This window comes from Streptomyces sp. Y20, from assembly GCF_043195475.1.
GTDB lineage: Bacteria > Actinomycetota > Actinomycetes > Streptomycetales > Streptomycetaceae > Streptomyces.
In genome coordinates, this window is the sequence record NZ_JBIDDP010000005.1 from 298,452 (window position 1) to 322,343 (window position 23,892).

The following is a 23,892-nucleotide window of genomic DNA, read 5'->3' on the forward strand; positions in this document are numbered from 1 at the left end:
GCTACGAGACGGTCGGCGCCGGGGAGGGCCCGGTCAGGCCGTGCTCGGCCCGCCACCCGTCCACGATGGCGGCCTGGAGCCCGAACATCTCCGCCTTCTCGTCGGGCTCCTCGTGGTCGTAGCCGAGCAGGTGCAGCACACCGTGGACGGTGAGCAGCTGGAGCTCCTCGTCCATGGTGTGCCGCGTCGGCGCTTCCGCTCCCTGCCGGGCGGCGACCTCCGGACACAGCACGATGTCGCCGAGCAGTCCCTGCGGCGGCTCCTCGTCGTCCTTGGACGGCGGACGCAGCTCGTCCATCGGGAAGGACATGACATCGGTCGGGCCCGGCAGGTCCATCCACTGGATGTGCAGCTGCTCCATGGCGTCGGCGTCCACGACGATCACCGAGAGTTCGGAGAGTGGGTGGATGCGCATCCGCGCGAGCGCGTAGCGGGCGACGTCGAGGATCGCCTGCTCGTCGACCTCGGTACCGGACTCGTTGTTGACGTCGATCGACATGGTCGTGCTGGTCTACTTCCCCTGGGGAGCCTTGGCGCCGGTCCTGCCACGGCCGCCCTTGTGGGTGCCGTTCTCCGTGCCGTGCTGGTTGTCGTACTGCTCGTACGCGTCGACGATACGGCCCACCAGCTTGTGCCGGACGACATCCTGGGACGACAGCCGGGAGAAATGGACGTCGTCCACCCCTTCGAGGATCTCCTGCACCTGCCGCAGACCCGACTTCTGCCCGTTGGGCAGGTCGACCTGCGTCACGTCACCCGTGATGACGATCTTCGACTCGAAGCCGAGTCGGGTGAGGAACATCTTCATCTGTTCGGGGCTCGTGTTCTGGGCCTCGTCCAGGATGATGAAGGCGTCGTTGAGCGTGCGTCCACGCATGTACGCGAGCGGCGCGACCTCGATCGTCCCGGCGGCCATGAGCCGGGGGATGGAGTCCGGGTCGAGCATGTCGTGCAGCGCGTCGTACAGCGGGCGCAGGTAGGGGTCGATCTTCTCGTAGAGGGTGCCCGGCAGGAACCCGAGCCGCTCCCCGGCCTCGACCGCCGGCCGGGTCAGGATGATCCGGTTGACCTGCTTGGACTGCAGGGCCTGGACGGCCTTGGCCATGGCCAGGTAGGTCTTGCCGGTGCCGGCGGGGCCGATGCCGAAGACGATCGTGTGCTTGTCGATGGCGTCGACGTAGCGCTTCTGGTTGAGGGTCTTGGGGCGGATCGTGCGACCGCGCGAGGACAGGATGTTCTGCGTCAGTACCTGCGCCGGGGTCTCCGGCCCGTCGCTCGTCCCGTTCTCGCTCGCCTTGAGCATGGCGATCGAGCGTTCCACTGCGTCCTCCGTCATCGGCTGCCCGGTGCGGAGCACCAGCATCATCTCGTCGAACACGCGCGCGATCAGGGCCACGTCGACCGGATCGCCCGCCGCGCTGATCTCATTGCCCCGGACGTGGATGTCGGCCGCCGGGAAGGCCCTCTCGATCACCCGCAGGAGAGCGTCGCCGGAGCCGAGCACCGTCACCATGGGGTGCTGGGCGGGGACGGTGAACTGCGCTTTCGCCTGTTCCTGCGCGGGGGTGCGAGCTGTGGGTGTCTCTGTCATGGGCCGGCGCTGAAGGCCTGCGCTTCCTCCTCGTCACGGCCGCGTCGCTGTGGGCGGCCTCGCGATATCAAGAGTACGACGCAGGACCGACAACACCGAAGGTCTTTTCGCACAACGCCTCACCCGGCTCCGGGGGCGCGCCGGTCCCCGGCGGCTCAGCCGGAGCGCCGGAACCCGATGGTCGGCACCGCCCGGCGCAGCGGCCACAGCCGGTCCAGCTCCCGCGGGACGAGCCTGTCGAGGAACGCGTACCGCCGCAGCGCCTTGGGCTCCTGCCCCGGGAGGGACTGCACCCGGCGCCACCACGCCCCGATCTCCGACCAGCCCGGCGCCGACAGCGACCCGCCGAACTCCTGCACCGACAGCGCCGCGGTGAGGCCCGCGAAGGCCAGCCGGTCGGCCAGCGGCCAGCCCGCCAGCGACCCCGTCACGAACCCGGCGACGAACACATCCCCCGCCCCCGTCGGATCGAGCGCCTCCACGGCGATCGCCGGCACCTCCGCCGTCTCGCCCGTACGCCGGTCCACCGCGTACGCCCCCTGCGCCCCCAGCGTCACCACGGCCACCGGCACCCGCTCGGTCAGGGCGCGCGCGGCGGCCCGCGGGCAGTTCGTCCCCGTGTACCGCATGGCCTCCTCCGCGTTGGGCAGGAACGCCTCGCAGTGCTCCAGGTCGGCCAGTCCGGCCAGGTCCCACGCGCCCGTCCCGTCCCAGCCGACGTCGGCGAAGATCCGGGTGCCCGTCCGCGCGGCCTGCGCGAGCCACGGGGCCCGGGCGCCGGGGGTGAGGGAGGCGATGGCCGCCCGCGCGGGGCGCGGGCAGTCCGGCGCCGGCTCCCCGGGCGGTGGCTCGTGCCCGTGGGAGACCATGGTCCGCTCCCCCTCGTACGCCATGGAGACGGTGACCGGGGAGTGCCAGCCGGGCACGGTCCGCGAGGCCGAGAGGTCGATGCCCTCGCCCTGGGCGAGCGCGTCCCAGCAGTACTCGCCGTAGTGGTCGTCGCCGAAGGCCGCGGCCAGGGAGGTGCGCAGGCCGAGCCGGGCCAGGGCGGTGGCCATGTTGGCGACCCCGCCGGGGCTGGACCCCATGCCCCGGGCCCAGGACTCGGTGCCGCGCACGGGCGCCGAGTCGAGGCCGGTGAAGACGATGTCGAGGAAGACCGTGCCGGTGAGATACACGTCCCAGGGCGGGTCCCCAGGGCCGCGCAGCGCGGCGAGCGGGTCGACCTGACTCTGGCCTCGCGCCGCCTGCGTGAGGTGTTCCGGTTCCTCTCCGGTGGCCGTGTGCAACGGGGTCACGGTGCGCTCCCTGACGGTGGTGCGGTTCTGGCCAGTGTGCACCAGGCCGCGCCCCCGGACGCCGTACGCCCGCGGTCACCAGCGGGGCATCGCCGGGGTCCGCCAGTCCGGCTCGGCCACCCGCATCGCCGCCGCGTCGTCGCGGTCCCGGTACCCGCCGTCGTCCGCGGCCCACCGCCGGTGCAGCCGGGCCAGTTCGTCGCGGTCCAGTTCCACGCCGAGACCGGGGGCGTCGCTCACCGCGATCCGGCCGCCCTCGAAGGCGAGCCGCTCGGTGAGGACGTCCTCGGACTGCCAGGGGTAGTGGGAGTCGCAGGCGTGGCGCAGGCCGGGGACCGTGGACGCCACCTGGGTCATCGCGGCGAGGCTGATGCCCAGGTGGGTGTTGGAGTGCATGGACACCCCCACTCCGAAGGCGGCGCAGATCGCGGCGAGGTGCTGGGTGTTGCGCAGCCCGCCCCAGTAGTGGTGGTCGGAGAGGACGACCTGGACGGCGTGCCGCTCGAACGCCTCCCTGATCTCGCCGAAGGTCGTCACGCACATGTTGGTCGCGAGGGGGACGTCCGTGCCCGCGGCCACGGCGGCCATCCCGGGGGTGCCCAGCGTCGGGTCCTCCAGGTACTCCAGGACGTCCCCCAGTTCCTCCGCCACCTTCAGCGAGGTCGCCACCGACCAGGCGCCGTTGGGGTCCAGGCGCAGCGGGTGCCCGGGGAAGGTTTCGGCCAGGGCGCGTACGGCGGCGGTCTCCTCCTCGGGCGGGAGGACACCGCCCTTGAGCTTGAAGGAGCCGAAGCCGTGCAGCTCCCGGAGCCGTCGTGCCTGTGCCACCACCCCGGCCGGGTCGAGGGCGGGGCCCCACCCGTCGGGTTCGGCCGGTACGCCCGCCGGGTGGGCGGCCCACTTGTAGAAGAGGTAGGCGCTGTACTCGACGGCGTCCCGGACCTTGCCGCCGAGCAGCGCGTGCACGGGCAGTCCGAGCGCTCTGCCCTGGGCGTCGAGGCAGGCGACCTCGAAGGCGGAGAGCACGGACAGCCGCAGCTTGTCCGCGCTCTGCACCCCGCGCAGTCCGCCGGCGTCCGCCTGGCCCTCGACGCGGGAGGCGTCCACGGCGAGGTCGATCCCGAACAGGCTGTTCAGATCCATGACCGAGTGGCCGGTGAGCCGCTCGGCCAGCGGCCGAGCCAGCTCCAGGTACTTGGTGTCGCCGTAGGTCTCGCCGAGCCCGGTGATCCCGTCGGCGGTCACGACCTCCACGATCAGCCGGGGGGTGTACGGCTGGTGCACGCCCTGGGTGTTGAGCAGCGGCGGGTCGGCGACCAGGATCGGCGTAAGCCGCACCTCGGTGATGGTCAGGTCACGGGTCACAGGGAGGCTCCCACGAGGTCGAGTCCGGTGGTGAGGAGGGCCTTCAGGGCGGCGAGGTCGGCGGGCGCGGGGTCGGTGAGCGGGGCGCGCACGGGGCCGACGCGCCGTCCGCGCAGCCGGGCCGCCGCCTTCACCAGGGACACGGCGTATCCGGGGGTGCGGTCGCGCAGTTCGACGAAGGGGACGTAGAAGCCGCGCAGCAGCGCGTCGACGGTGCCGTGGTCCTCCTCGTGCAGCGCGGTGCGGAAGGCGCCGGCGATCTCGGGGGCGAAGGCGTGGACGGCGGAGGAGTAGGCGGGGACGCCGACGGCCGCGTAGGCGCGGGCCTGGATCTCGGCGGTGGCGGCGCCGTTGAAGAAGAGGAAGCCCTCGGGGGCGGCGAGGGTGAGGCGCTGGAGGCGGTCGAGGTCGCTGTGGCCGTCCTTGAGGCCGATGACGCCGGGGACGCGCGCGATGCGCCGCAACGCCTCGACGCCGTAGGCGACCTGGCCGCGCTGGTAGGCGATCAGGGGCAGCCGGGTGCGGGCGGCGAGCTGTTCCAGCTGGGCGGCGAGGCCGTCCTGCGGGGCGTCGACCAGGTAGTGCGGCAGCACGAGCAGGGCGTCGGCGCCGGCCTCCTCGGCGATCCGCGCGAACCGGGCGGCCTGCGCCCAGCCGTATCCGGTGCCGGCGACGACGGGCACCGCGTCCCCCGCCCGGGCGCCCGCGTCGCGGGCCGCCTCCTCGACGGCGACGGTGACCACCGTGCGGTACTCGTCCTCGTCCAGGGAGAAGAACTCGCCGGTGCCGCAGGCCGGGAAGAGCGCGCCGGGCCCGGCGGCGAGCTGGCCGGAGGCATGGGCGCGGAAGCCGTCGGGGTCGAGGGTGCCGTCGTCGTGGAAGGCGGTGAGCGGGAAGGACAGCACGCCCCGCGCCATCCCCTCCCGCAGCCGTCGCGCCACGTCCTGCGGAGCCGGATCGCCGCCCACTGGACCATCCCCTCTTATGAATGTCGATCACATATAAGAACGGAGGTTAGACGGTCGCCCCCCGGTCCGCCATCCTCGGACGTCATCGTGACCCGGATCACCCCCGGCGGGGAGGTCCCCGCCGGGGCGGCGCGGCGTCTACGACACCGCGTCGCCGAACTCGTAGGCGTCGACCTCGGCGAGGCAGCGGGCCCTGCGGTCCTCGTCGTCCTCCAGGAAGGAGGCGAGGAAGGAGTTGCGGGCCAGCTCGCGCAGCCGCTCCCGGGGCAGGCCGAGGACCGTGCCGACCGCCGCGAAGTTGTCACCGGCGTACCCGCCGAAGTAGGCCGGGTCGTCGGAGTTGACCGTGCACAGCAGGCCGGCGTCGAGCATGGCCGGCAGCGGATGGTCCGCCAGGGTGTCCACGGCGCGCAGCCGGACGTTGGACAGCGGGCACAGGGTGAGCGGGATCCGGTCCCGGACCAGCCGCTCGACCAGCGCCGGGTCCTCCATGCAGCGCAGGCCGTGGTCGACGCGCTCCACACCGAGCACGTCCAGCGCCTCGGTGATGTACTCCGGCGGCCCCTCCTCACCGGCGTGCGCGACACGGCGCAGCCCCAGCGCGGCGGCGGCCTCGTACACCTCGCGGAACTTCACCGGCGGATGCCCGACCTCGGCGGAGTCCAGGCCGACCCCGGTGATCCGGTCCAGGTAGGGCTTGGCGGCCTCCAGGGTCGCAAGGGCCGACTCGGCGGACTCGTCCCGCAGGAAGCACATGATCAGCCGGGTGGAGACGCCGTGCCGCTCCTCGCTGCGGCCGAGCGCCCGCCACAGCCCCTCCACGACCGTGCCCATGGCCACTCCCCGGGCCAGGTGGGCCTGCGGGTCGAAGAAGATCTCGGCGTGCCGCACGCCCTGCGCGGCGGCGCGGGCCAGGTAGGCGTCGGCCAGGTCGGCGAAGTCCTGCTCGGTGCGCAGGACGGCCATCAGCTCGTAGTACAGGTTCAGGAAGGACTGGAGGTCCTCGAACCGGTAGGCCTCACGGAGCGCGTCCGTGTCGGCGTACGGCAGCTCGACACCGTTGCGCGCGGCCAGCGAGAACGCCAGCTCGGGCTCCAGGGTGCCTTCGACATGGAGGTGCAGTTCTGCTTTCGGGAGGGGCATCAAAGCATCGTACGGGTGCTTTACCGCCGTTTCGGAACCGGTACGCGGAGCAGGTCGTGCGCCACGGTCAGCTCGCCCCCGAAGCCCGCCGCCCGCGCCTGCCGCCCGAACTCCTCCGGGTCGGTGTAGCGCTGGCTGAAGTGGGTCAGGACCAGGTGGCGTACGCCGGCGTCGCGCGCCACCCGGGCGGCCTGACCGGCGGTGAGATGCCCGTGCTCGACCGCCAGCCCCTCGTCCTCGTCGAGGAACGTGGACTCGATGACGAGCAGGTCGCAACCCTCCGCGAGCGCGTGGACCCCCTCGCAGAGCCGGGTGTCCATGACGAACGCGAACCGCTGCCCGCGCCGCACCTCGCTGACGTCCTCCAGCGACACGTCCCCGACCCGGCCCGCGCGCTGGAGCACGCCGACGTCCGGGCCCCTGACCCCGAGCGCGGCGAGCCGGTCGGGCAGCATGCGGCGGCCGTCGGGTTCGACGAGCCGGTAGCCGTAGGACTCGACGGGGTGGGAGAGCCTGCGGGCCTCCACGGTGTACGCCGGGGTCACGGCGAGGACGCCGTCGGTGCCGACCGGGGCCTCGGTGAGGGTCACCGTCTCCCGGTAGGCGGTCGCGTGGCGCAGGCGGTCGAAGTACACCTGGCCGGAGCGCGGGTAGTGCGCGGTGACCTCGTGCGGCACCCGGTCGAGGTTGATCCGCTGGATGACTCCCGCCAGGCCCAGGGAGTGGTCGCCGTGGAAGTGCGTGACGCAGATCCGGTTCAGGTCGTGGGCGGCGACCCCGGCGCGCAGCATCTGCCGCTGAGTGCCCTCGCCGGGGTCGAACAGGATGCCCTCGCCGTCCCACCGCAGCAGGTAGCCGTTGTGGTTGCGGTGCCGGGTCGGGACCTGGCTGGCGGTGCCGAGGACCACCAGTTCACGGACGGACACGGTGCCGGTTCCGCCCTATCCGGGGGGCCACTGCAGGCCACGGCCGCCGAGGACGTGGGCGTGGGCGTGCCAGACGGTCTGGCCGGCGCCCGCACCGGTGTTGAAGACGGTGCGGTAGCTGTCCAGCCCCTCCCCCTCGGCCACGGCCCGGGTCTCGGCGAGGACGTCGGCCGCGATCTGCGGGGCGCCGGCGGCCAGGGCGGCGGCGTTCCCGTAGTGGGCCTTGGGGATCACCAGGACGTGGGTGGGCGCCTGGGGGTTTATGTCGCGGAACGCCAGGGTCGTCTCGGTCTCACGGACGATCGTCGCCGGGATGTCTCCCGCCACGATCTTGCAGAACAGGCAGTCGTCCTGCGGTTCGCCGGCCATGCGTGTGCCTCCTGTGATCAATACCGTGGGCATCGTAGTGGTTCGGGTGCGGGCGGCCGTGCCCTCCGTGGCCGCCCGCGCGGTTCCCCGCGCCCCTCAGGCCGGCAGGTCCGGCGGGGTCTTCGCCGGTGCCGACTCCAGGGCCGCCAGTGCGAGTCCGACGGCCGCGTCGAGCTGGGCGTCCCGGCCCTCCACCCAGTCCTGGGGGCGCTGGACCACCTCCACGTCGGGATCCACACCGTGGTTCTCCACGTCCCAGCCGGAACCCTCCAGCCACATCGCGTACTTCGGCTGGGTGACCAGGGTGCCGTCGACCAGGTGGTAGCGGCTGTCGATGCCGATGACACCGCCCCACGTGCGGGTGCCGACGACCGGCCCGATACCGAGGGCCTTGACGGCCGCGTTGACGATGTCGCCGTCGGAGCCGGAGAACTCGTTGGCGACGGCGACGACCGGGCCGCGGGGCGCGTCGAGGGGATAGCTGGTGGGGCGCATGCCGCGCGCGAGGTCCCAGCCGATGACCCGCCGGGCCAGCTTCTCCACGACGAGCTGGGAGGTGTGGCCGCCGCGGTTCTCGCGGACGTCGACCACGAGGCCCTCGCGGGTGACCTCGACCCGCAGGTCGCGGTGGATCTGCGCCCAGCCCGGGGCCTGCATGTCGGGCACGTGGAGATAGCCGAGACGGCCGCCGGAGACCGTGTGGACGTGGGCCCGGCGGTCGGCGACCCAGGCGTGGTAGCGCAGGGGTTCCTCGTCGGCGACGGGGACCACGACCGGGTGGCGGGGTTCGCCGCCGGCGGCCGGGGAGACGGTGAGCTCGATCGGGTGGCCGGCCGTGCCCACCAGCAGGGGGCCCGGGCCCCGTACCGGGTCGACGGGGTGACCGGCCACGGCGATGATCGCGTCCCCGGGGCGGACGGCGACACCGGGTGCGGCGAGCGGGGAGCGGGCGTCCGGGTCGGAGGTCTCCGCGGGCAGGATGCGGTCGATGCGCCAGCTGCCGTCCTCGTGGCGGGAGATGTCGGCTCCGAGCAGTCCGTGCCGGGCGCCGCCGCCGGGGGCGCCGGCCGGGATGACGTAGGCGTGCGAGGTGCCGAGTTCGCCCTGGACCTCCCACAGCAGGTCGACCAGGTCGCTGTGGGTGGCGAGACGGGGAAGCAGCGGGCGGTAGCGGGCGAGGACGCCGTCCCAGTCGACGCCGCCGAGGTCGGGGCGCCAGAAGTGGTCGCGCATGAGGCGGCCGGTCTCGTCGTACATCTGCCGCCACTCGGCGGCCGGGTCGACGCTCTGCCGGACGCGGGCCAGGTCGACGGTGACGCTGGTGTCGCCGTCGTCGTCGGTGCCGGCGCGGCGGTCACCGGGGACGACCCGCAGGCGGCCCTCGCTCCACAGCAGCACGCGCCGGCCGTCGCCGCTGACCTCGAAGTGGTCGGCCGGGGAGGCGAGGTGCTCCAGGCGGCGCTGGGCGAGGTCGTAGCGCTCCAGCTCGGTGTGCGGGTCGGGATCCTCCGGGTGGGCGCGGGCGGCGCCGAGGACGCCCTGCACCGGGTGGCGCAGCCAGAGGACACCGTCCTTGGCCGCGCGCAGCGTGGAGTAGCGGCCTGCCTCGACCGGGAAGGGCACGATCCGGTCGGCGAGCCCCTCGAGGTCGATGCGGGTGGCGGGGGTGCCGTCGCTGTCGGGGGTGTCGTCCTTGTCCGGCGTCTCGAAGGAACGGCCGTGGCGCTGCGGGCCGAACGGCGAGGGCGTGGTGGCGGCCAGGGTGATCAGGTGCGGGCGGGCGCCGACCACGAACGCGAGATCGAAGACGTGTTCGTCGTAGACCGGGTCGAAGGCGCGGTTGGAGAGGAACGCGAGGTGCCGGCCGTCGAGGGTGAAGGCGGGAGCGTAGTCCTGGAAGCGCAGCGGGGTCGCCTCGGTGACCGACAGGTCGGTGGTGTGGGCGAGGCGCAGCTGGGACAGCGGGCGGGGGCCGGGGTGGGCCCAGGCGAGCCAGGCGGAGTCCGGGGAGAAGGCGAGGCCGGAGACCTCGCCGTCGTCGCTGCGGTCCACCTCGCGGACCTCGCCGGTCTCCCGTTCGACGAGCAGCAGCCGGCCGTCGTGCGCGGCGACGGCGGCCCGGCTGCCGTCGGGCGCCATGGCCAGCTCCAGGACCCGGCCGAGCTGCCCGGCGGCGAGCCGGCGGGGCGGGGCGCCGGGCACGGTGCCGGTCGCGGGGGCGAACTCCAGGGCGTCGTCGCCCTCGGCGTCCGTCACCCACACCACCCACTCCTCGCCGGCGGCGCGGAAAGCGCGCGGCATCCGGGCGCGGACGCCGGGGGTGGCGGCGAGGGCGCGGGCGGGTCCGGAGCGGTGGGTGACCCAGTGGACGCCGCCGCGCACGCACACGGCGCTGCCGCGCGCGGTGTGGTCGGGGGACGCCTCGCCGAACCAGCGGGCGGCGTTGACCGGGCGCGGCCGCAGATCCGTCCGGGACCCGCCCAGTGCCACGGCCAGTCGGCGCGGCTCGGCGCCCTCCAGGTCGTCCAGGAGCCAGAGTTCACCGGCCGAGCTGTAGACGACCCGGTCGCCGTCACCGGCCGCGTGCCGGGCGTAGAAGTCTCCGAGCGGGGTGTGCCGGCGCAGGTCGGAGCCGTCGGCGAGGGAGGAGTAGACGGCTCCGGTGCCCTCGTGGTCGGAGAGGAAGGCGATCCGGTCGCCGGCCCACACCGGGCACTCGATGTTCCCGGCGATGTCCTCGTGCAGCCGCACGAACCGGCCGTCGCCGTCGCGGTCGATCCACAGCTTCCCCGCCGTACCGCCCCGGTACCGCTTCCAGTGGGCGGCCTCGCGGCCCATCGGCGCGGACAGCAGCACGGTGGCGGGCCCCTGCGCCAGGTCCCCGACCGGCCCGTACGGCAGGGTCTCGGCCGGTCCGCCGTCGAGCGGGACGGCGTGCGCCCAGGTGTGGCGGGAACTGTGCCGGCCGTGCGCGCCGAGCGCGAGCACGCGCCCGTCCGCCGTCCAGCCGCGCACCTCGGTACGGCGGTTGCCCCAGTACGTCAGCCGCTCGGCGGGGCCGCCGTCGACCGGGGCGACATGCACCTCGGGGGCGCCGTCCCGGGTGGACGTCCAGGCGAGGTGTGCGCCGTCCGGGGATATCCGGGGCAGCGTCACCGGCCGGTTGTCGGAGCTGATCCGCCAGGCCCGGCCGCCGTCGAGCGGCGCGAGCCAGACGTCGTCCTCGGCGACGAAGGTCACCAAGTCGCCGTGCAGATGGGGGAATCGGAGATAGGAGGCGGTTTCCGTCGTTCCCGTGGAGGCACCCTGAGTCACCCCGTCACTCTACGCAGCGACCGGTGTGCCCCGCTGCCGGTTCCGATCACTTGCCCGGCGCGGACCCGCAGGCGGCCCCGGTCCGGCACCACACGGTCCGGGTGACGGTGACGGTCACGGTGGGCTCCGGCCGTCCCACCGTGGGCGGGTGGTACGTGGGCCCGGGTCCGGCGGCGCAGTCGCCGAGCCCGTCCACGTGGAAGACCTGTCTGCCGCCGGCCTTGGCGGTCAGGTCCCCGCGTACGCAGGCCCCGTCGACGGCCTTGGTCACCAGCCCCGTGACCACGATCTTCCGCCCGTCGCCCGTCCGGCCCCGGCAGTCGACGGAGACCACGGTGGTCTCGCCCGGCGCGGGTGAGGCGCCGTGCGTACGGCCCCCGCCGTCAGCACCGGTGCAGGTGAGCCAGGCGACGTCGACGTGCCGGTGTTCCAGCGCGGCGGTGGCCGTCAGGTCGGTGGTGTAGGCGACGGTCATGGAGCCGAGCCCGTCCGGCCGGCACGCCACCGCGGCACCCGCCGCCAGCACGACGAGCCCCGCCACGGCCATCGCCCGCGATCCGTTGCGCATCCGTCCGCATGCCCCCATACAGGGCAGCGTGCCACCGGCCCGGGCGACGCGGTAGACCGCATACGGCCACTCACCCGTCCGGAGCAGGGTCCGGATCCGCCACGCGCACGCGGCGGGCGCACCGCGTCCCCCGCCGTCGCCGTCAGCCGCGCAGCAGCAGCCACTCCTGGAGTTCGACGAGGTTGCCCTCCGGGTCCTTCAGGTACGCCACCCGCATCCGGTCGGTCAGCGGGGCCGGGCCGTGCAGCAGGGTGGCGCCGCGGGCGGTGATCCGCGCGCAGCAGGCGTCGAGATCGTCCACGCGCAGCACGACCAGGGAGCGGTGACCGGTTGCGGAGCCGCCCAGCTCGGCCAGGACCTCGGCCATCATGGCGCGGTCCTGCAGCGCGATCCCGGCGGAGCCGGCGTGCGGGCTGAACTTCTCGTACGGGCCCCGCTCCGCGCCGGACTGCGGCGTGAGGCCCAGCACGTCGGCGTAGAAGCGGTAGCAGGCGGCGAAGTCGGTGACGAGCAGCCGCACCTGGGCGAGTTCCACGGTGTCTCCCGGGTGTTCAGGACCAGCGGCCGGTGCGGCCCAGCAGCAGGGCCGCGGCGGCGGTGCCCGCGGTGGACGTGCGCAGCACGGTGGGACCGAGGACGTACGGCCGCGCGCCCGCCTCCGCGAACAGGGCCAGCTCCTCGGGTGAGACACCGCCCTCGGGGCCGACGACCAGCACGATCTCGCCGTCGGCGGGAAGATCGGCGTCGGCGAGGCGTTCGTCACCGCTCTCGTGGAGGACGGCGGCGAGGTCGGCGCGGGCGAGCAGCTCGGCCACCTGCCTCGTCGTCGCCGCGTCCCCGACCTCGGGGAAGCGGACCCGGCGGGACTGCTTGCCGGCCTCCCGGGCGGTGGCCCGCCACTTGCCGAGGGCCTTCAGACCGCGCTCGCCCTTCCACTGGGTGATGCAACGGGACGCCTGCCAGGGCACGATGGCGTCGACCCCGACCTCGGTCATCGTCTCCACGGCCAGTTCACCGCGGTCGCCCTTGGGCAGGGCCTGTACGACGGTGATCCGCGGGGCGGCCGGGGGCTCCTCACGCACGGCCTCCAGGTCCGTGACCACCAGGCGGTCCTTGCCCTCAGCGGCCTTGACCACACCCCCGGCCCAGCGTCCACGCCCGTCGGTGAGGACCACGTCCTCGCCCGGCCGCAGCCGCTTCACGGACACGGCGTGCCGTCCCTCGGGGCCGTCGAGCACGAACTCCGGACCGTTCAGGTCGAGTTGATCCACGATGAAGACGGGGGCGGTCATCGCGCGTGACCTCCGGGCCGCGGCCGGTCCGACAAGGCCGTCCTGGCCTCGGCGAGTTCGGCCGCCAGCACCTCCACCAGCTCCCCGGCCGGCAGTGCCCGGGCCAGCCGGTGTCCCTGGCCCGCCCACAGCGCCATGCCCTGCGCGTCCCCGGCCTTGGCGGCGGCCTTGCGCAGCGGCGCCGTCATGTGGTGGACGTCCGGGTAGGCGGCGGGGGCGTACGGGCCGTGCTCGCGCAGGAAGCGGTTGACCAGGCCGCGGGCCGGGCGGCCGGAGAAGGCGCGGGTCAGCTCGGTACGGGCGAACAGGGGGTTGGTCAGCGCCTGTTTGTGCAGGGCGTGCGCGCCGGACTCGGGGGTGGCGAGGAACGCGGTGCCCAGCTGGGCCGCGCTCGCGCCGGCCGCGAGGACGGCGGCGATCTGGCTGCCGCGCATGATGCCGCCGGCGGCCACGACCGGGACGCGGACCGTCTCGCGGATCTGCGTGACCAGCGACAGCAGTCCGATGCCGGAGCCGTCGTTCTCCGGGAGGTCCCGGTGCGTGCCCTGGTGACCGCCGGCCTCCACACCCTGGGCGATCACCGCGTCCGCGCCGGCCCGTTCGACCACGCGGGCCTCCTCCGCGGTCGTGGCGGTGACCAGGGTGAACGTGCCCGCCCGGCGGAACCGGTCGAGCACCTCGCGGCTCGGCACGCCGAAGTGGAAGGAGACCAGCGGCACCGGGTTGTCGAGCAGCACGGCGAGCTTGGCCTCGTAGCCGTCGTCCCGGCCGCTGTCCGGGTCCCCCAGCTCGGTCTCGTACCAGGCGGCCTCACCGGCCAGCTGGTGGGCGTACACCTCGACGGCGCCGGACGAGGGCGGGGCGCCGGCCGGCGCGCTGATGCCGGTGGCCGCGCCGGGGTACTCCGGCTGCGGCATGAACACGTTCACGCCGAACGGCCGGCTCGTCAGTCCCCGCAGCTGCTTGATCTCCTGGTACATGCCGTCGGCGGTCTTGTACCCGGCGGCCAGGAACCCGAGTCCGCCGGCCTCGGAGACGGCGGCGACGAGCTGCGGGACGGAGACCCCGCCCGCCATGGGGGCCTGCACGATCGGGTGGGGAAAGAGATCGGTCAGCGCGGAGGACATGACCGCATGGTGTCACGTCCCCCGTAGCAAGACCGAATCCGGGCTTCCGCGGCATACCCCGGTGGCACAAGGGGTTTCAGGGGGCCCCGCCCCCTGAAACCCCGGCCCTTACCCGGCCGCCCCCGGCCGTCCGCCTCACCGGCCGTTGAACGCGTCCTTCAACCGGGAGAACAGACCTTGCTGCCCGGGCTGGAACTGGCCCTGGGGGCGTTCCTCGCCGCGCAGTTTGGCCAGTTCGCGCAGGACGCGCTCCTGCTCGGGGTCGAGCTTGGTCGGGGTCATGACCTCGACGTGGACGATCAGGTCACCCCGGCCGCCGCCGCGCAGGTGGGTCACGCCCCGGTCGTGCAGCGGGATCGACTGGCCGGACTGGGTGCCGGGCCGGATGTCGACCTCCTCCATACCGTCCAGGGTCTCCAGCGGCACCTTCGTGCCGAGCGCCGCCGCAGTCATCGGCACGGTGACCGTGCAGTGCAGGTCGTCACCGCGCCGCTGGAACATCGCGTGCGGCAGCTCGTGGATCTCGACGTACAGGTCACCGGCCGGGCCACCGCCCGGGCCGACCTCGCCCTCACCGGCGAGCTGGATCCTGGTGCCGTTGTCGACGCCGGCAGGGATCTTCACGGTGAGCGTGCGGCGCGAGCGGACGCGGCCGTCGCCGGCGCACTCCGGGCACGGGGTCGGCACCACCGTGCCGAAGCCCTGGCACTGGGGGCAGGGCCGGGAGGTCATGACCTGGCCCAGGAAGGACCGGGTGACCTGCGACACCTCGCCACGGCCGCGGCACATGTCACACGTCTGCGCGGACGTGCCCGGGGCCGCGCCCTCACCGTTGCAGGTGTTGCAGACGACGGCCGTGTCGACCTGGATGTCCTTGGTCGTCCCGAAGGCCGCCTCGTCCAGCTCGATCTCGATCCGGATCATCGCGTCCTGGCCGCGCCGGGTGCGCGAGCGCGGCCCGCGCTGCGACGCCGTACCGAAGAACGCGTCCATGATGTCGGAGAAGTTGCCGAAGCCGCCGGCGCCGAAACCGCCCGCGCCGGCCCCGCCCGACTGGGAGAGCGGATCGCCGCCGAGGTCGTAGACCTGCTTCTTCTGCGGGTCCGACAGCACCTCGTAGGCGGCGTTGATCTCCTTGAACCGCTCCTGGGTCTTCGGATCGGGGTTGACGTCCGGGTGCAGCTCGCGAGCGAGCCGACGGAACGCCTTCTTGATCTCATCCTGCGACGCGTCGCGGCGCACGCCGAGAACGGCGTAGTAGTCCGTGGCCACTTACGACTCCGCCAGGATCTGTCCGACGTACCGTGCCACTGCGCGTACCGCTCCCATCGTTCCCGGGTAGTCCATGCGGGTCGGTCCGACCACGCCGAGCTTGGCGACTGCCTCGCCGCCCGAACCGTAGCCCACCGACACGACGGAGGTGGAGTTGAGTCCTGCATGGGCGTTCTCGTGGCCGATACGCACGGTCACGCCCGGGTCCTTCGCCTCGCCCAGGAGCTTGAGGAGCACGACCTGCTCCTCCAGGGCCTCCAGGACGGGCCGGATCGTGAGGGGGAAGTCGTGCCCGAAGCGGGTGAGATTGGCGGTACCGCCGATCATCAGCCGCTCCTCGTTCTCCTCGACGAGTGTCTCCAGCAGAGTGGAGAGCACCGTGGAGACCGTACCGCGGTCCTCGTGGTCGAACGCCTCCGGCAGGTCCTCGACCAGTTTCGGGACATCCGCGAACCGTCGGCCCGCGACCCGGCTGTTCAGCCGCGCCCGCAGGTCCGCCAGCGAGGCCTCGCCGAACGGCGCCGGGCAGTCGACCATCCGCTGCTCGACCCGGCCGGTGTCCGTGATCAGCACCAGCATGACCCGCGCGGGAGCCAGCGAGAGCAGCTCCACGTGCCGGACGGTGGACCTGGTCAGCGACGGGTACTGCACGACGGCGACCTGCCGGGTCAGCTGCGCCAGCAGCCGGACCGTGCGCGCCACGACGTCGTCGAGGTCGACGGCGCCCTCCAGGAAATTCTGGATGGCACGCCGCTCCGGCCCGGTCATCGGCTTGACACCGGCGAGCTTGTCCACGAACAGCCGGTAGCCCTTGTCGGTGGGGATGCGCCCCGCACTGGTGTGCGGCTGGGCGATGTACCCCTCGTCCTCCAGGGCCGCCATGTCGTTGCGGACGGTCGCCGGGGAGACGCCGAGGTTGTGCCGCTCGGTGAGCGCCTTGGAGCCCACCGGCTCCTCGGTGCCGACATAGTCCTGGACGATCGCGCGCAGCACCTGAAGCCTGCGTTCACTCAGCATCCGCGCGCACCTCCAGCACGTCGTCCCCTCGTCCGTTCGTCGGGCCCGCCTGGCACTCCGCCCGTGCGAGTGCCAGCCTTCCCCGGCCCAGTGTACGGCCGTCGGGTACGCACCGGGCAAGGCCGGTCCCGCCGTACCGGCCCGTAGCGCTAGCGTCGCCGGTATGACGGTGACTTGGGAAGACCTGGGCTGGGAACGGTTGGCCGCCGGGGTGGGGCGGTGCCGGCTGCCGGGCTGGGACTGCACCGCGGGCCTGGTCCTGGGCTCGGGCACGGCGCTGGTGGTGGACGCGGGATCGAGCCCGGCGGAGGGGGCCCGGCTGCGGTCCCGGGCCGAGGCGCTGGCCGGCGGCCGTGTGACCCATCTCGCTCTCACCCATCCCCATTTCGACCACGTCTTCGGCGCCTGCGCGTTCGCCGGAGCCGAGACGTACGCGGCCGTGGGCACGGACGCGGTCCTGGCCCACCAGCGCGAGGAGCTGCGCCGGGACGCGCTGAGGAACGGCCTGCCGCCCGCCGACACCGACGAGGCGGTGGACGCGCTGGTCCCGCCCGGCCACCCGGTGTCCGGCGAGTGGACGCTCGACCTGGGCGGCGGCCGGCAGGCGCTGCTGGCGAACGTGGGCCCCGGCCACACCGCGCACGACCTGGCCGTGCTCGTCCCCGGCGATCCGGGGGTGGTGTTCTGCGGCGACCTGGTGGAGGAGTCCGGCGAACCGCAGGCGGGGCCGGACGCGGTCCCCTCGCGCTGGCCGGACGCTCTGGACCGGCTGCTGGCGCTCGGCGGCGAGGACGCGCGGTACGTGCCGGGGCACGGAGCGGTGGTGGACGCCGCCTTCGTACGGCGTCAACGGGACGCGCTGGCCGCCCGTTTCGGCGTGAGCTGAGCCGCTGCGCCGGCCGGTTCCCGGCGTGTCGTGCGCACCGCCGCACGGCTTCTCCTATCGTCATCCGAATGCGCCAGTACTCCGCCGATCTGACCCCGTCGTGGAAGAAGCCGAAGCCCGTGCCGGAGGTGGCGGCCGAGCCGGGCCTGGTGGTCGAGGAGCCCGGCAGCGGGTTCTGCGGGGCGGTGATCCGCTGCGAGGCCGGCACCGTGACCCTGGAGGACCGTTTCGGCAAGCACCGGGTGTTCCCCCTCCAGCCGCGCGGCTTCCTGCTGGAGGGCCGCGCGGTGACGCTCGTCCGGCCGCCGTCGGGGCCGGTACGCCCCACACGCACGGCATCCGGCTCGGTCGCCGTCCCCGAGGCCCGCGCGCGCGTGGCCCGCGCCGGCCGCATCTACGTCGAGGGCCGGCACGACGCCGAACTGGTCGAGAGGGTGTGGGGCGACGACCTGCGCGTCGAGGGCGTGGTGGTGGAGTACCTGGGGGGCGTGGACGACCTGCCGGCGATCGTCGCGGAGTTCGCGCCGGGCCCGGACGCCCGGCTGGGCGTGCTCGTGGACCATCTGGTGCCCGGCACCAAGGAGTGGCGCATCGCACAGTCGGTGACCAGCGAGCACGCGCTCGTCGTCGGTCACCCGTACATCGACGTCTGGGAGGCGGTGAAGCCGTCCGCCGTGGGCATCCCGGCCTGGCCGGCGGTGCCGCGCGGCCAGGACTGGAAGACGGGGGTGTGCCGGGCGCTGGGCTGGCCGGAGAACACGGGCGCGGTCTGGCAGGGGATCCTGGCGCGGGTGCGGTCGTACAAGGACCTGGAGCCGGAACTTCTGGGCCGGGTCGAGGAACTGATCGACTTCGTGACCGCGCCCGCGTAGGGGCGCCGAGAAGCTGATCGACTCGGTGACCGCGCCCGCGAATGGGGGCAGCCCAGAAGGCTGACCGCCTCCGTGACGCGCCCGCACAGGAGGCTCCGCGAAGCTGATCGACTCGGTGACCGCGCCCGCGAATGGGGGCAGCCCAGAAGGCTGACCGCCTCCGTGACGCGCCCGCACAGGAGGCTCCGCGAAGCTGATCGACTCGGTGACCGCGCCCGCGTGACGGGGTCAGTCGACCAGGTCCCGCACCACCGCGTCCGCCAGCAGCCGCCCGCGCAGGGTCAGCGCGGCGCGCCCCTCCTCGTACGGCCCCGTCCGGAGCAGCCCGTCGGCCAGGGCCCGGCGGGCCGCCGCGAGCCCCTCCGTCCGGAGCAGGTCCAGCGGCACGCCCTCCCGCAGCCGCAGCTCCAGCAGGACGCGCTCGACCCTGCGGTCCTCGTCGGACAGCAGCTCGCGGCCCGCGCCCGGCGAGCGTCCCGCCGCCAGCGCGGCCGCGTACGCGCCCGGGTGCTTCACGTTCCACCAGCGCACCCCGCCCACATGGCTGTGCGCGCCCGGTCCGGCGCCCCACCAGTCGGCGCCCCGCCAGTACAGCTCGTTGTGCAGGCAGCGGGCCGCCGGGGAAGTGGCCCAGTTGGAGACCTCGTACCAGTTGAAGCCCGCCGCGCTCAGCATCTCCTCGGCGATCAGGTAGCGGTCGGCGTGGACGTCGTCGTCCGTCATCGGGATCTCGCCCCGGCGGACCCGGCCGGCGAGCCTGGTGCCCTCCTCGACGATGAGCGCGTACGCGCTGACATGGTCGGGGCCGGCGCCCAGGGCCGCCTCCAGCGAGGCCCGCCAGTCGTCGTCCGACTCCCCCGGGGTGCCGTAGATCAGGTCCAGGTTGACGTGCTCGAATCCCGCCGCCCTGGCCTCCGCCACGCACGCCTCCGGCCGGCCGGGGGTATGGGTGCGGTCGAGGATCCTCAGCACGTGCTGCCTGGCGCTCTGCATCCCGAAGGAGATCCGGTTGAAGCCCCCCTCCCGGAGGGTGGCGAGATACTCCGGGCCGACCGACTCCGGGTTCGCCTCCGTCGTGACCTCCGCGTCCGGCGCGAGCCCGAACTCGTCGCGGACCGCCGCCAGCATCCGCACCAGGTCGCCGGCGTCCAGCAGGGTCGGCGTACCGCCGCCGACGAAGACCGTGCGGACCTCGCGCGGATCGTCGCCCAGCACCTTCCGGGCCAGCCGGACCTCGTCGGTCAGCGTCTCGGCGTAGTTGTCCCGGGAGGCGAGGACGCCGCCCGTGCCGCGCAGCTCGGTCGCGGTGTAGGTGTTGAAGTCGCAGTAGCCGCAGCGGGTCGCGCAGTACGGCACGTGGAGGTAGAAGCCGAGCGGCCGGTCACCGGTCCCGGCGAGCGCGTGCGCGGGCAGCGCACCGTCGGCGGGGACGGGCTCACCGTCGGGAAGTGCGGAAGGCATGTCCCCCATTGTCCCGCACGCGGCCGGACGCTCCGGCCGGAACGGACGCGGGCGGGCCGGGCCGCACGCGCCGCAGAGGGCAGGCGCTCCACCTCGGGCGTACGAGGAGGGCCGGGCGGGCCCCGGGGGGAGCGGGGCGGGCGCTCCGCTTGGAGCGGGCGGCTCGGCTGGCGCGGGTGGGGACGGGCGCTTCGGCCGGGGCGGGTGGAGGCGGGCGCGCCGCCGGGGGCCGCCCGCGGGGCCGGGCGGCGTCGGGAGGCGTCGCGCGGCCGCCGTCGGGGCCCGGCGGCGGCCGCCCGTCCTGCGGTGGCCCTACTGCTCCCGCGTCCCCGCGTACATCTCGTCGATGAGGTGCCGGTACGCCCGCTCCACCACCGGCCGCTTCAGCTTCAGGCTCGGTGTGATCTCGCCGTGCTCCACGTCGAGGTCGCGCGGCAGCAGCCGGAACTTCTTGATGGTCTGCCAGCGCTGGAGCCCGGTGTTGAGCTCCCGGACGTACCCGTCGACCATCTCCACCGTCTGCGGCGCGGCGACGATCTCCGCGTACGGCCTGCCCTCCAGGCCGTTGTCCTTCGCCCAGTCCTGGATCGCGAGTTCGTCCAGGGCGATGAGGGCCGTGCAGTAGTTCCGGTCGGCTCCGTGCACGAGGATGTTGGAGACGTACGGGCAGACCGCCTTGAACTGGCCCTCGACCTCGGCCGGCGCGACGTACTTGCCGCCGGAGGTCTTGATGAGGTCCTTCTTGCGGTCGGTGATGCGCAGATAGCCGTCGGGGGAGAGTTCACCGATGTCGCCGGTGTGGAACCAGCCGTCGGACTCCAGCACCTCGGCGGTCTTCCCGGGCTGCTGGTGGTAGCCCTCCATGACGCCGGGGCCGCGCAGCAGGATCTCGCCGTCGTCGGCGATGCGCACCTCGGTGCCGGGCAGCGGCTTGCCGACCGTGCCGGTGCGGTAGGCCTCGCCGGGGTTGACGAAGGAGGCGGCGGAGGTCTCCGTGAGGCCGTAGCCCTCCAGAATGTGGATGCCGGCGCCGGCGAAGAAGAACCCGATCTCCGGGGAGAGCGCGGAGGCGCCGGAGACACAGGCGCGCAGCCGGCCGCCGAAGGCCTCGCGGAGCTTGCCGTAGACCAGGGTGTCGGCGACCTTGTGCCGGGCGGCGAGGCCGAAGGGCACGGAGGCGGTGCCGGTGCGCCGGAAGTTGTCCTGGCTGGCCTTGGCGTACTCGCGGGCGACCTCGGCGGCCCACTGGAAGATCTTGTACTTCGCCGCGCCGCCCTCGCGGGCCTTGGCCGCGACGCCGTTGTAGACCTTCTCGAAGATGCGCGGCACGGCCGCCATGTACGTCGGCCGCACCACCGGCAGATTCTCGATGATCTTGTCGACACGGCCGTCGACGGCGGTGACGTGCCCGACCTCGATCTGCCCGGACGTGAGCACCTTGCCGAAGACGTGCGCGAGGGGCAGCCACAGGTACTGCACGTCGTCGACGGTGACCAGGCCGGTCGACGCGATCGCCCGCGCCATGTACGCCCAGTTGTCGTGCGGCAGGCGCACGCCCTTGGGGCGGCCGGTGGTGCCGGAGGTGTAGATGAGGGTGGCGAGCTGGTCCCTGGTGATCGCGCCGACCCGCTCCTTGATCAGCTGCGGGTGCGTCTCCAGGTAGGCCTTGCCGCGCTCCTCCAGCTCCGCGAGGGTGGTCACCCAGTCGTTCGTCTCGACGCCGGCCGGGTCGACGACCACCACCTTGGTCAGCGCGGGCAGCTCGGCGCGCTTGCCCAGGGCCTTGGCGAGCTGGGCCGCGTCCTCGGCGATCAGGATCCGGCTCTCCGAGTCCGACAGGATGAACGCGGACTCGTCGGCGTTGGTCTGCGGGTAGATCGTGGTGGTGGCGCCGCCGGCACACATGATGCCCAGGTCGGCGAGGATCCACTCGACGCGGGTGGAGGAGGCGAGCGCCACCCGCTGCTCGGGCTGGATGCCCAGCTCGATGAGGCCGGCCGCGATCGCGTGCACCCGGTCGGCCGCCTGCGTCCAGCTCAGCGACTTCCAGTCGTCGGGCCCCTGGCCGGAGGCCGCCGGCACCGGGTAGCGGTAGGCCTCCGCGTCCGGTGTGGCCGCGACGCGCTCCAGGAAGAGGGCCGCCACGGAGGGCGGACGGGTCTCGATCAGGGTCTGTGTGTCGCTCACGACATCCTCCGGGGGCCCGCGACGGTGCGGCGAACTCGGTGCGGCTGGGTTAACTCACGGTGGGGGTTCGGGTGGCTTGTTTAACTCGCGAGTAACTATCGAGCAGGGATCAGAGTAAGGCGCGACCGGCCGCTGCGTAAGGGGCATCGGCCTGTCACTTTCCCCTCATCGTGACGCCGCGCACGCGCAGGGGCCCGCCGCGCTTTCGCACGGCGAGCCCCCAAGTGCCCGGTTTACGGACGTAACCCGCTGTTACCTCTGGTTACTTCTTGCCCTTGCCCGACCCCGCGCTGTCATCGCTGGACAGGACGGCGATGAAGGCTTCCTGCGGAACCTCCACGGAACCCACCATCTTCATCCGCTTCTTGCCTTCCTTCTGCTTCTCCAGCAGCTTCCGCTTCCGGGAGATGTCACCGCCGTAGCACTTGGCGAGGACGTCCTTGCGGATGGCGCGGATGGTCTCGCGGGCGATGACCCGGGCGCCGATGGCGGCCTGCACCGGCACCTCGAAGTTCTGCCGCGGGATCAGCTCCTTGAGCTTGGCGACGAGCCGCACGCCGTACGCGTACGCCTGGTCCTTGTGGGTGATCGCCGAGAACGCGTCCACCTTGTCACCGTGCAGCAGGATGTCGACCTTGACCAGCGAGCTGCTCTGCTCGCCCGTGGGCTCGTAGTCCAGCGAGGCGTAACCGCGCGTCTTGGACTTCAGCTGGTCGAAGAAGTCGAAGACGATCTCCGCGAGCGGGAGGGTGTAGCGGATCTCGACGCGGTCCTCGGAGAGGTAGTCCATGCCGAGCAGGGTGCCGCGCCGGGTCTGGCACAGCTCCATGATCGCGCCGATGAACTCCGTCGGCGCGAGGATCGTGGCCCGCACGACCGGCTCGAAGACCTCGTCGATCTTCCCCTCGGGGAACTCGCTGGGGTTGGTGACCGTGATCTCGCTGCCGTCCTCCAGGATCACGCGGTAGACCACGTTCGGGGCGGTGGCGATCAGGTCCAGGCCGAACTCGCGCTCCAGCCGCTCCCGGATCACGTCGAGGTGGAGCAGGCCGAGGAAGCCGACGCGGAAACCGAAGCCGAGGGCGGCGGAGGTCTCCGGCTCGTAGACCAGGGCCGCGTCGTTGAGCTGGAGCTTGTCCAGCGCCTCACGCAGCTCCGGGTAGTCCGAGCCGTCGAGCGGATACAGACCCGAGAAGACCATCGGCTTCGGGTCCTTGTAGCCGCCGAGCGCCTCGGTGGCGCCCTTGTGCTGGCTGGTGACGGTGTCACCGACCTTGGACTGGCGGACGTCCTTCACACCGGTGATCAGATAGCCCACCTCGCCGACGCCGAGGCCGTCCGCCGGCAGCATCTCGGGCGAGTTGGTGCCGATCTCCAGCAGCTCGTGGGTGGCGCCCGTCGACATCATCCTGATGCGCTCGCGCCGGTTGAGCTGGCCGTCGATGACACGGACGTACGTCACGACACCGCGGTAGGAGTCGTAGACCGAGTCGAAGATCATCGCGCGGGCGGGCGCGTCGGCGACGCCGACCGGCGCCGGGATCTCCTTGACGACCTTGTTCAGCAGCACGTCCACGCCGAAGCCGGTCTTCGCGGAGACCTTCAGCACGTCGTCCGGGTCACAGCCGACCAGGTTCGCCAGTTCCTCGGCGAACTTCTCCGGCTGCGCGGCCGGCAGGTCGATCTTGTTGAGCACCGGGATGATCGTGAGTTCGTTCTCCATCGCCAGGTAGAGGTTGGCGAGGGTCTGCGCCTCGATGCCCTGGGCGGCGTCGACGAGGAGGACGGTGCCCTCGCAGGCGGCCAGCGACCGCGAGACCTCGTACGTGAAGTCGACGTGCCCCGGCGTGTCGATCATGTTGAGGATGTGCGTGGTGCCCTGGTCGGGGCCCTCGGTCGGGGCCCAGGGCAGACGCACCGCCTGGGACTTGATCGTGATACCGCGCTCGCGCTCGATGTCCATCCGGTCGAGGTACTGAGCACGCATCTGCCGCTGCTCGACCACACCGGTCAGCTGGAGCATCCGGTCGGCGAGCGTGGACTTGCCGTGGTCGATGTGCGCGATGATGCAGAAGTTGCGGATCTGAGCCGGGTCGGTACGGCTCGGCTCGGGCGCATGGTTAGGGGTCGCGGGCACGCAGGGTCCTGTCTCTTGAGGCGCCTTATGCCTCGGGTCGGATCGATACGTAGTCTCCATGGTCCCACGGGGAGGGACCGGGGGCCGTTTTGGGCCGC

The 23,892-nt window shown here is 73.0% G+C and carries 20 protein-coding genes; 2 read left to right on the forward strand and 18 right to left on the reverse strand.

Going from position 1 to position 23,892, the window contains the following annotated elements; genetic code table 11:
• Position 1: 1 nt before the first annotated feature.
• The 15 genes from ybeY to hrcA form a co-directional block, all read right to left on the reverse strand.
• Positions 2 to 499, reverse strand: a complete 498-nt coding sequence (gene ybeY / locus ACGFT1_RS15715; RefSeq protein ID WP_373909517.1) for an rRNA maturation RNase YbeY — start codon at positions 497 to 499, stop codon at positions 2 to 4.
• Between the two features lie 12 nt (positions 500 to 511).
• Positions 512 to 1,591: a PhoH family protein gene (locus ACGFT1_RS15720; RefSeq protein WP_373909518.1), complete on the reverse strand. Its 1,080-nt coding sequence runs from the start codon at positions 1,589 to 1,591 to the stop codon at positions 512 to 514.
• A gap of 155 nt (positions 1,592 to 1,746) precedes the next feature.
• Positions 1,747 to 2,880 carry a carbohydrate kinase family protein gene (locus tag ACGFT1_RS15725; RefSeq protein ID WP_373909713.1) on the reverse strand — a complete coding sequence of 378 codons (1,134 nt, stop codon included), beginning with the start codon at positions 2,878 to 2,880 and terminating at the stop codon, positions 1,747 to 1,749.
• A gap of 84 nt (positions 2,881 to 2,964) precedes the next feature.
• Complete coding sequence (locus ACGFT1_RS15730; RefSeq protein WP_373909519.1) at positions 2,965 to 4,254, reverse strand: glucarate dehydratase family protein; 1,290 nt, start codon at positions 4,252 to 4,254, stop codon at positions 2,965 to 2,967.
• Positions 4,251 to 5,171: a 5-dehydro-4-deoxyglucarate dehydratase gene (locus ACGFT1_RS15735; RefSeq protein WP_373909714.1), complete on the reverse strand. Its 921-nt coding sequence runs from the start codon at positions 5,169 to 5,171 to the stop codon at positions 4,251 to 4,253. Before ACGFT1_RS15735 ends, ACGFT1_RS15730 begins: the two co-directional genes overlap by 4 nt.
• Positions 5,172 to 5,360: 189 nt before the next feature.
• A complete protein-coding gene (locus tag ACGFT1_RS15740; RefSeq protein ID WP_373909520.1) occupies positions 5,361 to 6,365 on the reverse strand; it encodes an adenosine deaminase in 1,005 nt (334 codons plus the stop codon).
• 20 nt (positions 6,366 to 6,385) lie between these two features.
• Positions 6,386 to 7,291 (reverse strand): ribonuclease Z, encoded by a 906-nt coding sequence (locus ACGFT1_RS15745; protein ID WP_373909521.1) that lies wholly within the window; start codon positions 7,289 to 7,291, stop codon positions 6,386 to 6,388.
• A 15-nt stretch (positions 7,292 to 7,306) separates the two neighbouring features.
• A complete protein-coding gene (locus ACGFT1_RS15750; protein ID WP_373909522.1) occupies positions 7,307 to 7,660 on the reverse strand; it encodes a histidine triad nucleotide-binding protein in 354 nt (117 codons plus the stop codon).
• Positions 7,661 to 7,756: 96 nt separating this feature from the next.
• Positions 7,757 to 10,975: a S41 family peptidase gene (locus ACGFT1_RS15755; protein ID WP_373909523.1), complete on the reverse strand. Its 3,219-nt coding sequence runs from the start codon at positions 10,973 to 10,975 to the stop codon at positions 7,757 to 7,759.
• Between the two features lie 46 nt (positions 10,976 to 11,021).
• A complete protein-coding gene (locus tag ACGFT1_RS15760; protein ID WP_373909524.1) occupies positions 11,022 to 11,561 on the reverse strand; it encodes a hypothetical protein in 540 nt (179 codons plus the stop codon).
• Between the two features lie 124 nt (positions 11,562 to 11,685).
• A complete protein-coding gene (locus ACGFT1_RS15765) occupies positions 11,686 to 12,078 on the reverse strand; it encodes a VOC family protein (RefSeq protein WP_373909525.1) in 393 nt (130 codons plus the stop codon).
• A gap of 16 nt (positions 12,079 to 12,094) precedes the next feature.
• Entirely contained in the window at positions 12,095 to 12,835 is a 741-nt protein-coding gene (locus ACGFT1_RS15770; RefSeq protein WP_373909526.1) for a 16S rRNA (uracil(1498)-N(3))-methyltransferase, read from the reverse strand.
• Positions 12,832 to 13,962: a nitronate monooxygenase gene (locus ACGFT1_RS15775; protein WP_373909527.1), complete on the reverse strand. Its 1,131-nt coding sequence runs from the start codon at positions 13,960 to 13,962 to the stop codon at positions 12,832 to 12,834. The genes ACGFT1_RS15770 and ACGFT1_RS15775 overlap by 4 nt, the downstream gene beginning before the upstream one ends.
• 135 nt (positions 13,963 to 14,097) lie before the next feature.
• Positions 14,098 to 15,234, reverse strand: a complete 1,137-nt coding sequence (dnaJ, locus tag ACGFT1_RS15780) for a molecular chaperone DnaJ (protein ID WP_373909528.1) — start codon at positions 15,232 to 15,234, stop codon at positions 14,098 to 14,100.
• Positions 15,235 to 16,251, reverse strand: coding sequence for a heat-inducible transcriptional repressor HrcA (gene hrcA / locus ACGFT1_RS15785; protein ID WP_361998230.1), 1,017 nt, complete (start codon positions 16,249 to 16,251; stop codon positions 15,235 to 15,237).
• 163 nt (positions 16,252 to 16,414) lie between these two features.
• Between hrcA and ACGFT1_RS15790 the strand changes: the two genes are divergently transcribed.
• Positions 16,415 to 17,137 (forward strand): MBL fold metallo-hydrolase, encoded by a 723-nt coding sequence (locus tag ACGFT1_RS15790; RefSeq protein WP_373909529.1) that lies wholly within the window; start codon positions 16,415 to 16,417, stop codon positions 17,135 to 17,137.
• Positions 17,138 to 17,205: 68 nt separating this feature from the next.
• Positions 17,206 to 18,009, forward strand: coding sequence for a DUF3097 domain-containing protein (locus ACGFT1_RS15795; protein ID WP_373909530.1), 804 nt, complete (start codon positions 17,206 to 17,208; stop codon positions 18,007 to 18,009).
• Between the two features lie 228 nt (positions 18,010 to 18,237).
• Here the strand turns inward: ACGFT1_RS15795 and hemW are convergent, their stop codons facing one another.
• The 3 genes from hemW to lepA form a co-directional block, all read right to left on the reverse strand.
• Positions 18,238 to 19,470 carry a radical SAM family heme chaperone HemW gene (gene hemW / locus ACGFT1_RS15800; protein ID WP_373909531.1) on the reverse strand — a complete coding sequence of 411 codons (1,233 nt, stop codon included), beginning with the start codon at positions 19,468 to 19,470 and terminating at the stop codon, positions 18,238 to 18,240.
• A gap of 312 nt (positions 19,471 to 19,782) precedes the next feature.
• Entirely contained in the window at positions 19,783 to 21,657 is a 1,875-nt protein-coding gene (locus tag ACGFT1_RS15805) for a long-chain fatty acid--CoA ligase (protein WP_373909532.1), read from the reverse strand.
• Positions 21,658 to 21,919: 262 nt separating this feature from the next.
• Entirely contained in the window at positions 21,920 to 23,794 is a 1,875-nt protein-coding gene (lepA, locus tag ACGFT1_RS15810; RefSeq protein ID WP_373909533.1) for a translation elongation factor 4, read from the reverse strand.
• Positions 23,795 to 23,892 lie beyond the last annotated feature (98 nt).

Excerpts from the sequence above, each read along its gene's own strand:
- ybeY (WP_373909517.1), bottom strand. The coding sequence starts at position 499 with ATGTCGATCGACGTCAACAACGAGTCCGGTACCGAGGTCGACGAGCAG.
- ACGFT1_RS15760 (WP_373909524.1), bottom strand. The coding sequence starts at position 11,561 with ATGGGGGCATGCGGACGGATGCGCAACGGATCGCGGGCGATGGCCGTG.
- ACGFT1_RS15775 (WP_373909527.1), bottom strand. The coding sequence starts at position 13,962 with ATGTCCTCCGCGCTGACCGATCTCTTTCCCCACCCGATCGTGCAGGCC.
- hemW (WP_373909531.1), bottom strand. The coding sequence starts at position 19,470 with ATGCCTTCCGCACTTCCCGACGGTGAGCCCGTCCCCGCCGACGGTGCG.
- ACGFT1_RS15735 (WP_373909714.1), bottom strand. The coding sequence starts at position 5,171 with ATGGCGCGGGGCGTGCTGTCCTTCCCGCTCACCGCCTTCCACGACGAC.
- ACGFT1_RS15770 (WP_373909526.1), bottom strand. The coding sequence starts at position 12,835 with ATGACCGCCCCCGTCTTCATCGTGGATCAACTCGACCTGAACGGTCCG.
- hrcA (WP_361998230.1), bottom strand. The coding sequence starts at position 16,251 with ATGCTGAGTGAACGCAGGCTTCAGGTGCTGCGCGCGATCGTCCAGGAC.
- ACGFT1_RS15720 (WP_373909518.1), bottom strand. The coding sequence starts at position 1,591 with ATGACAGAGACACCCACAGCTCGCACCCCCGCGCAGGAACAGGCGAAA.
- ACGFT1_RS15790 (WP_373909529.1), top strand. The coding sequence starts at position 16,415 with ATGACGGTGACTTGGGAAGACCTGGGCTGGGAACGGTTGGCCGCCGGG.
- ACGFT1_RS15750 (WP_373909522.1), bottom strand. The coding sequence starts at position 7,660 with ATGGCCGGCGAACCGCAGGACGACTGCCTGTTCTGCAAGATCGTGGCG.
- ACGFT1_RS15795 (WP_373909530.1), top strand. The coding sequence starts at position 17,206 with ATGCGCCAGTACTCCGCCGATCTGACCCCGTCGTGGAAGAAGCCGAAG.
- ACGFT1_RS15740 (WP_373909520.1), bottom strand. The coding sequence starts at position 6,365 with ATGCCCCTCCCGAAAGCAGAACTGCACCTCCATGTCGAAGGCACCCTG.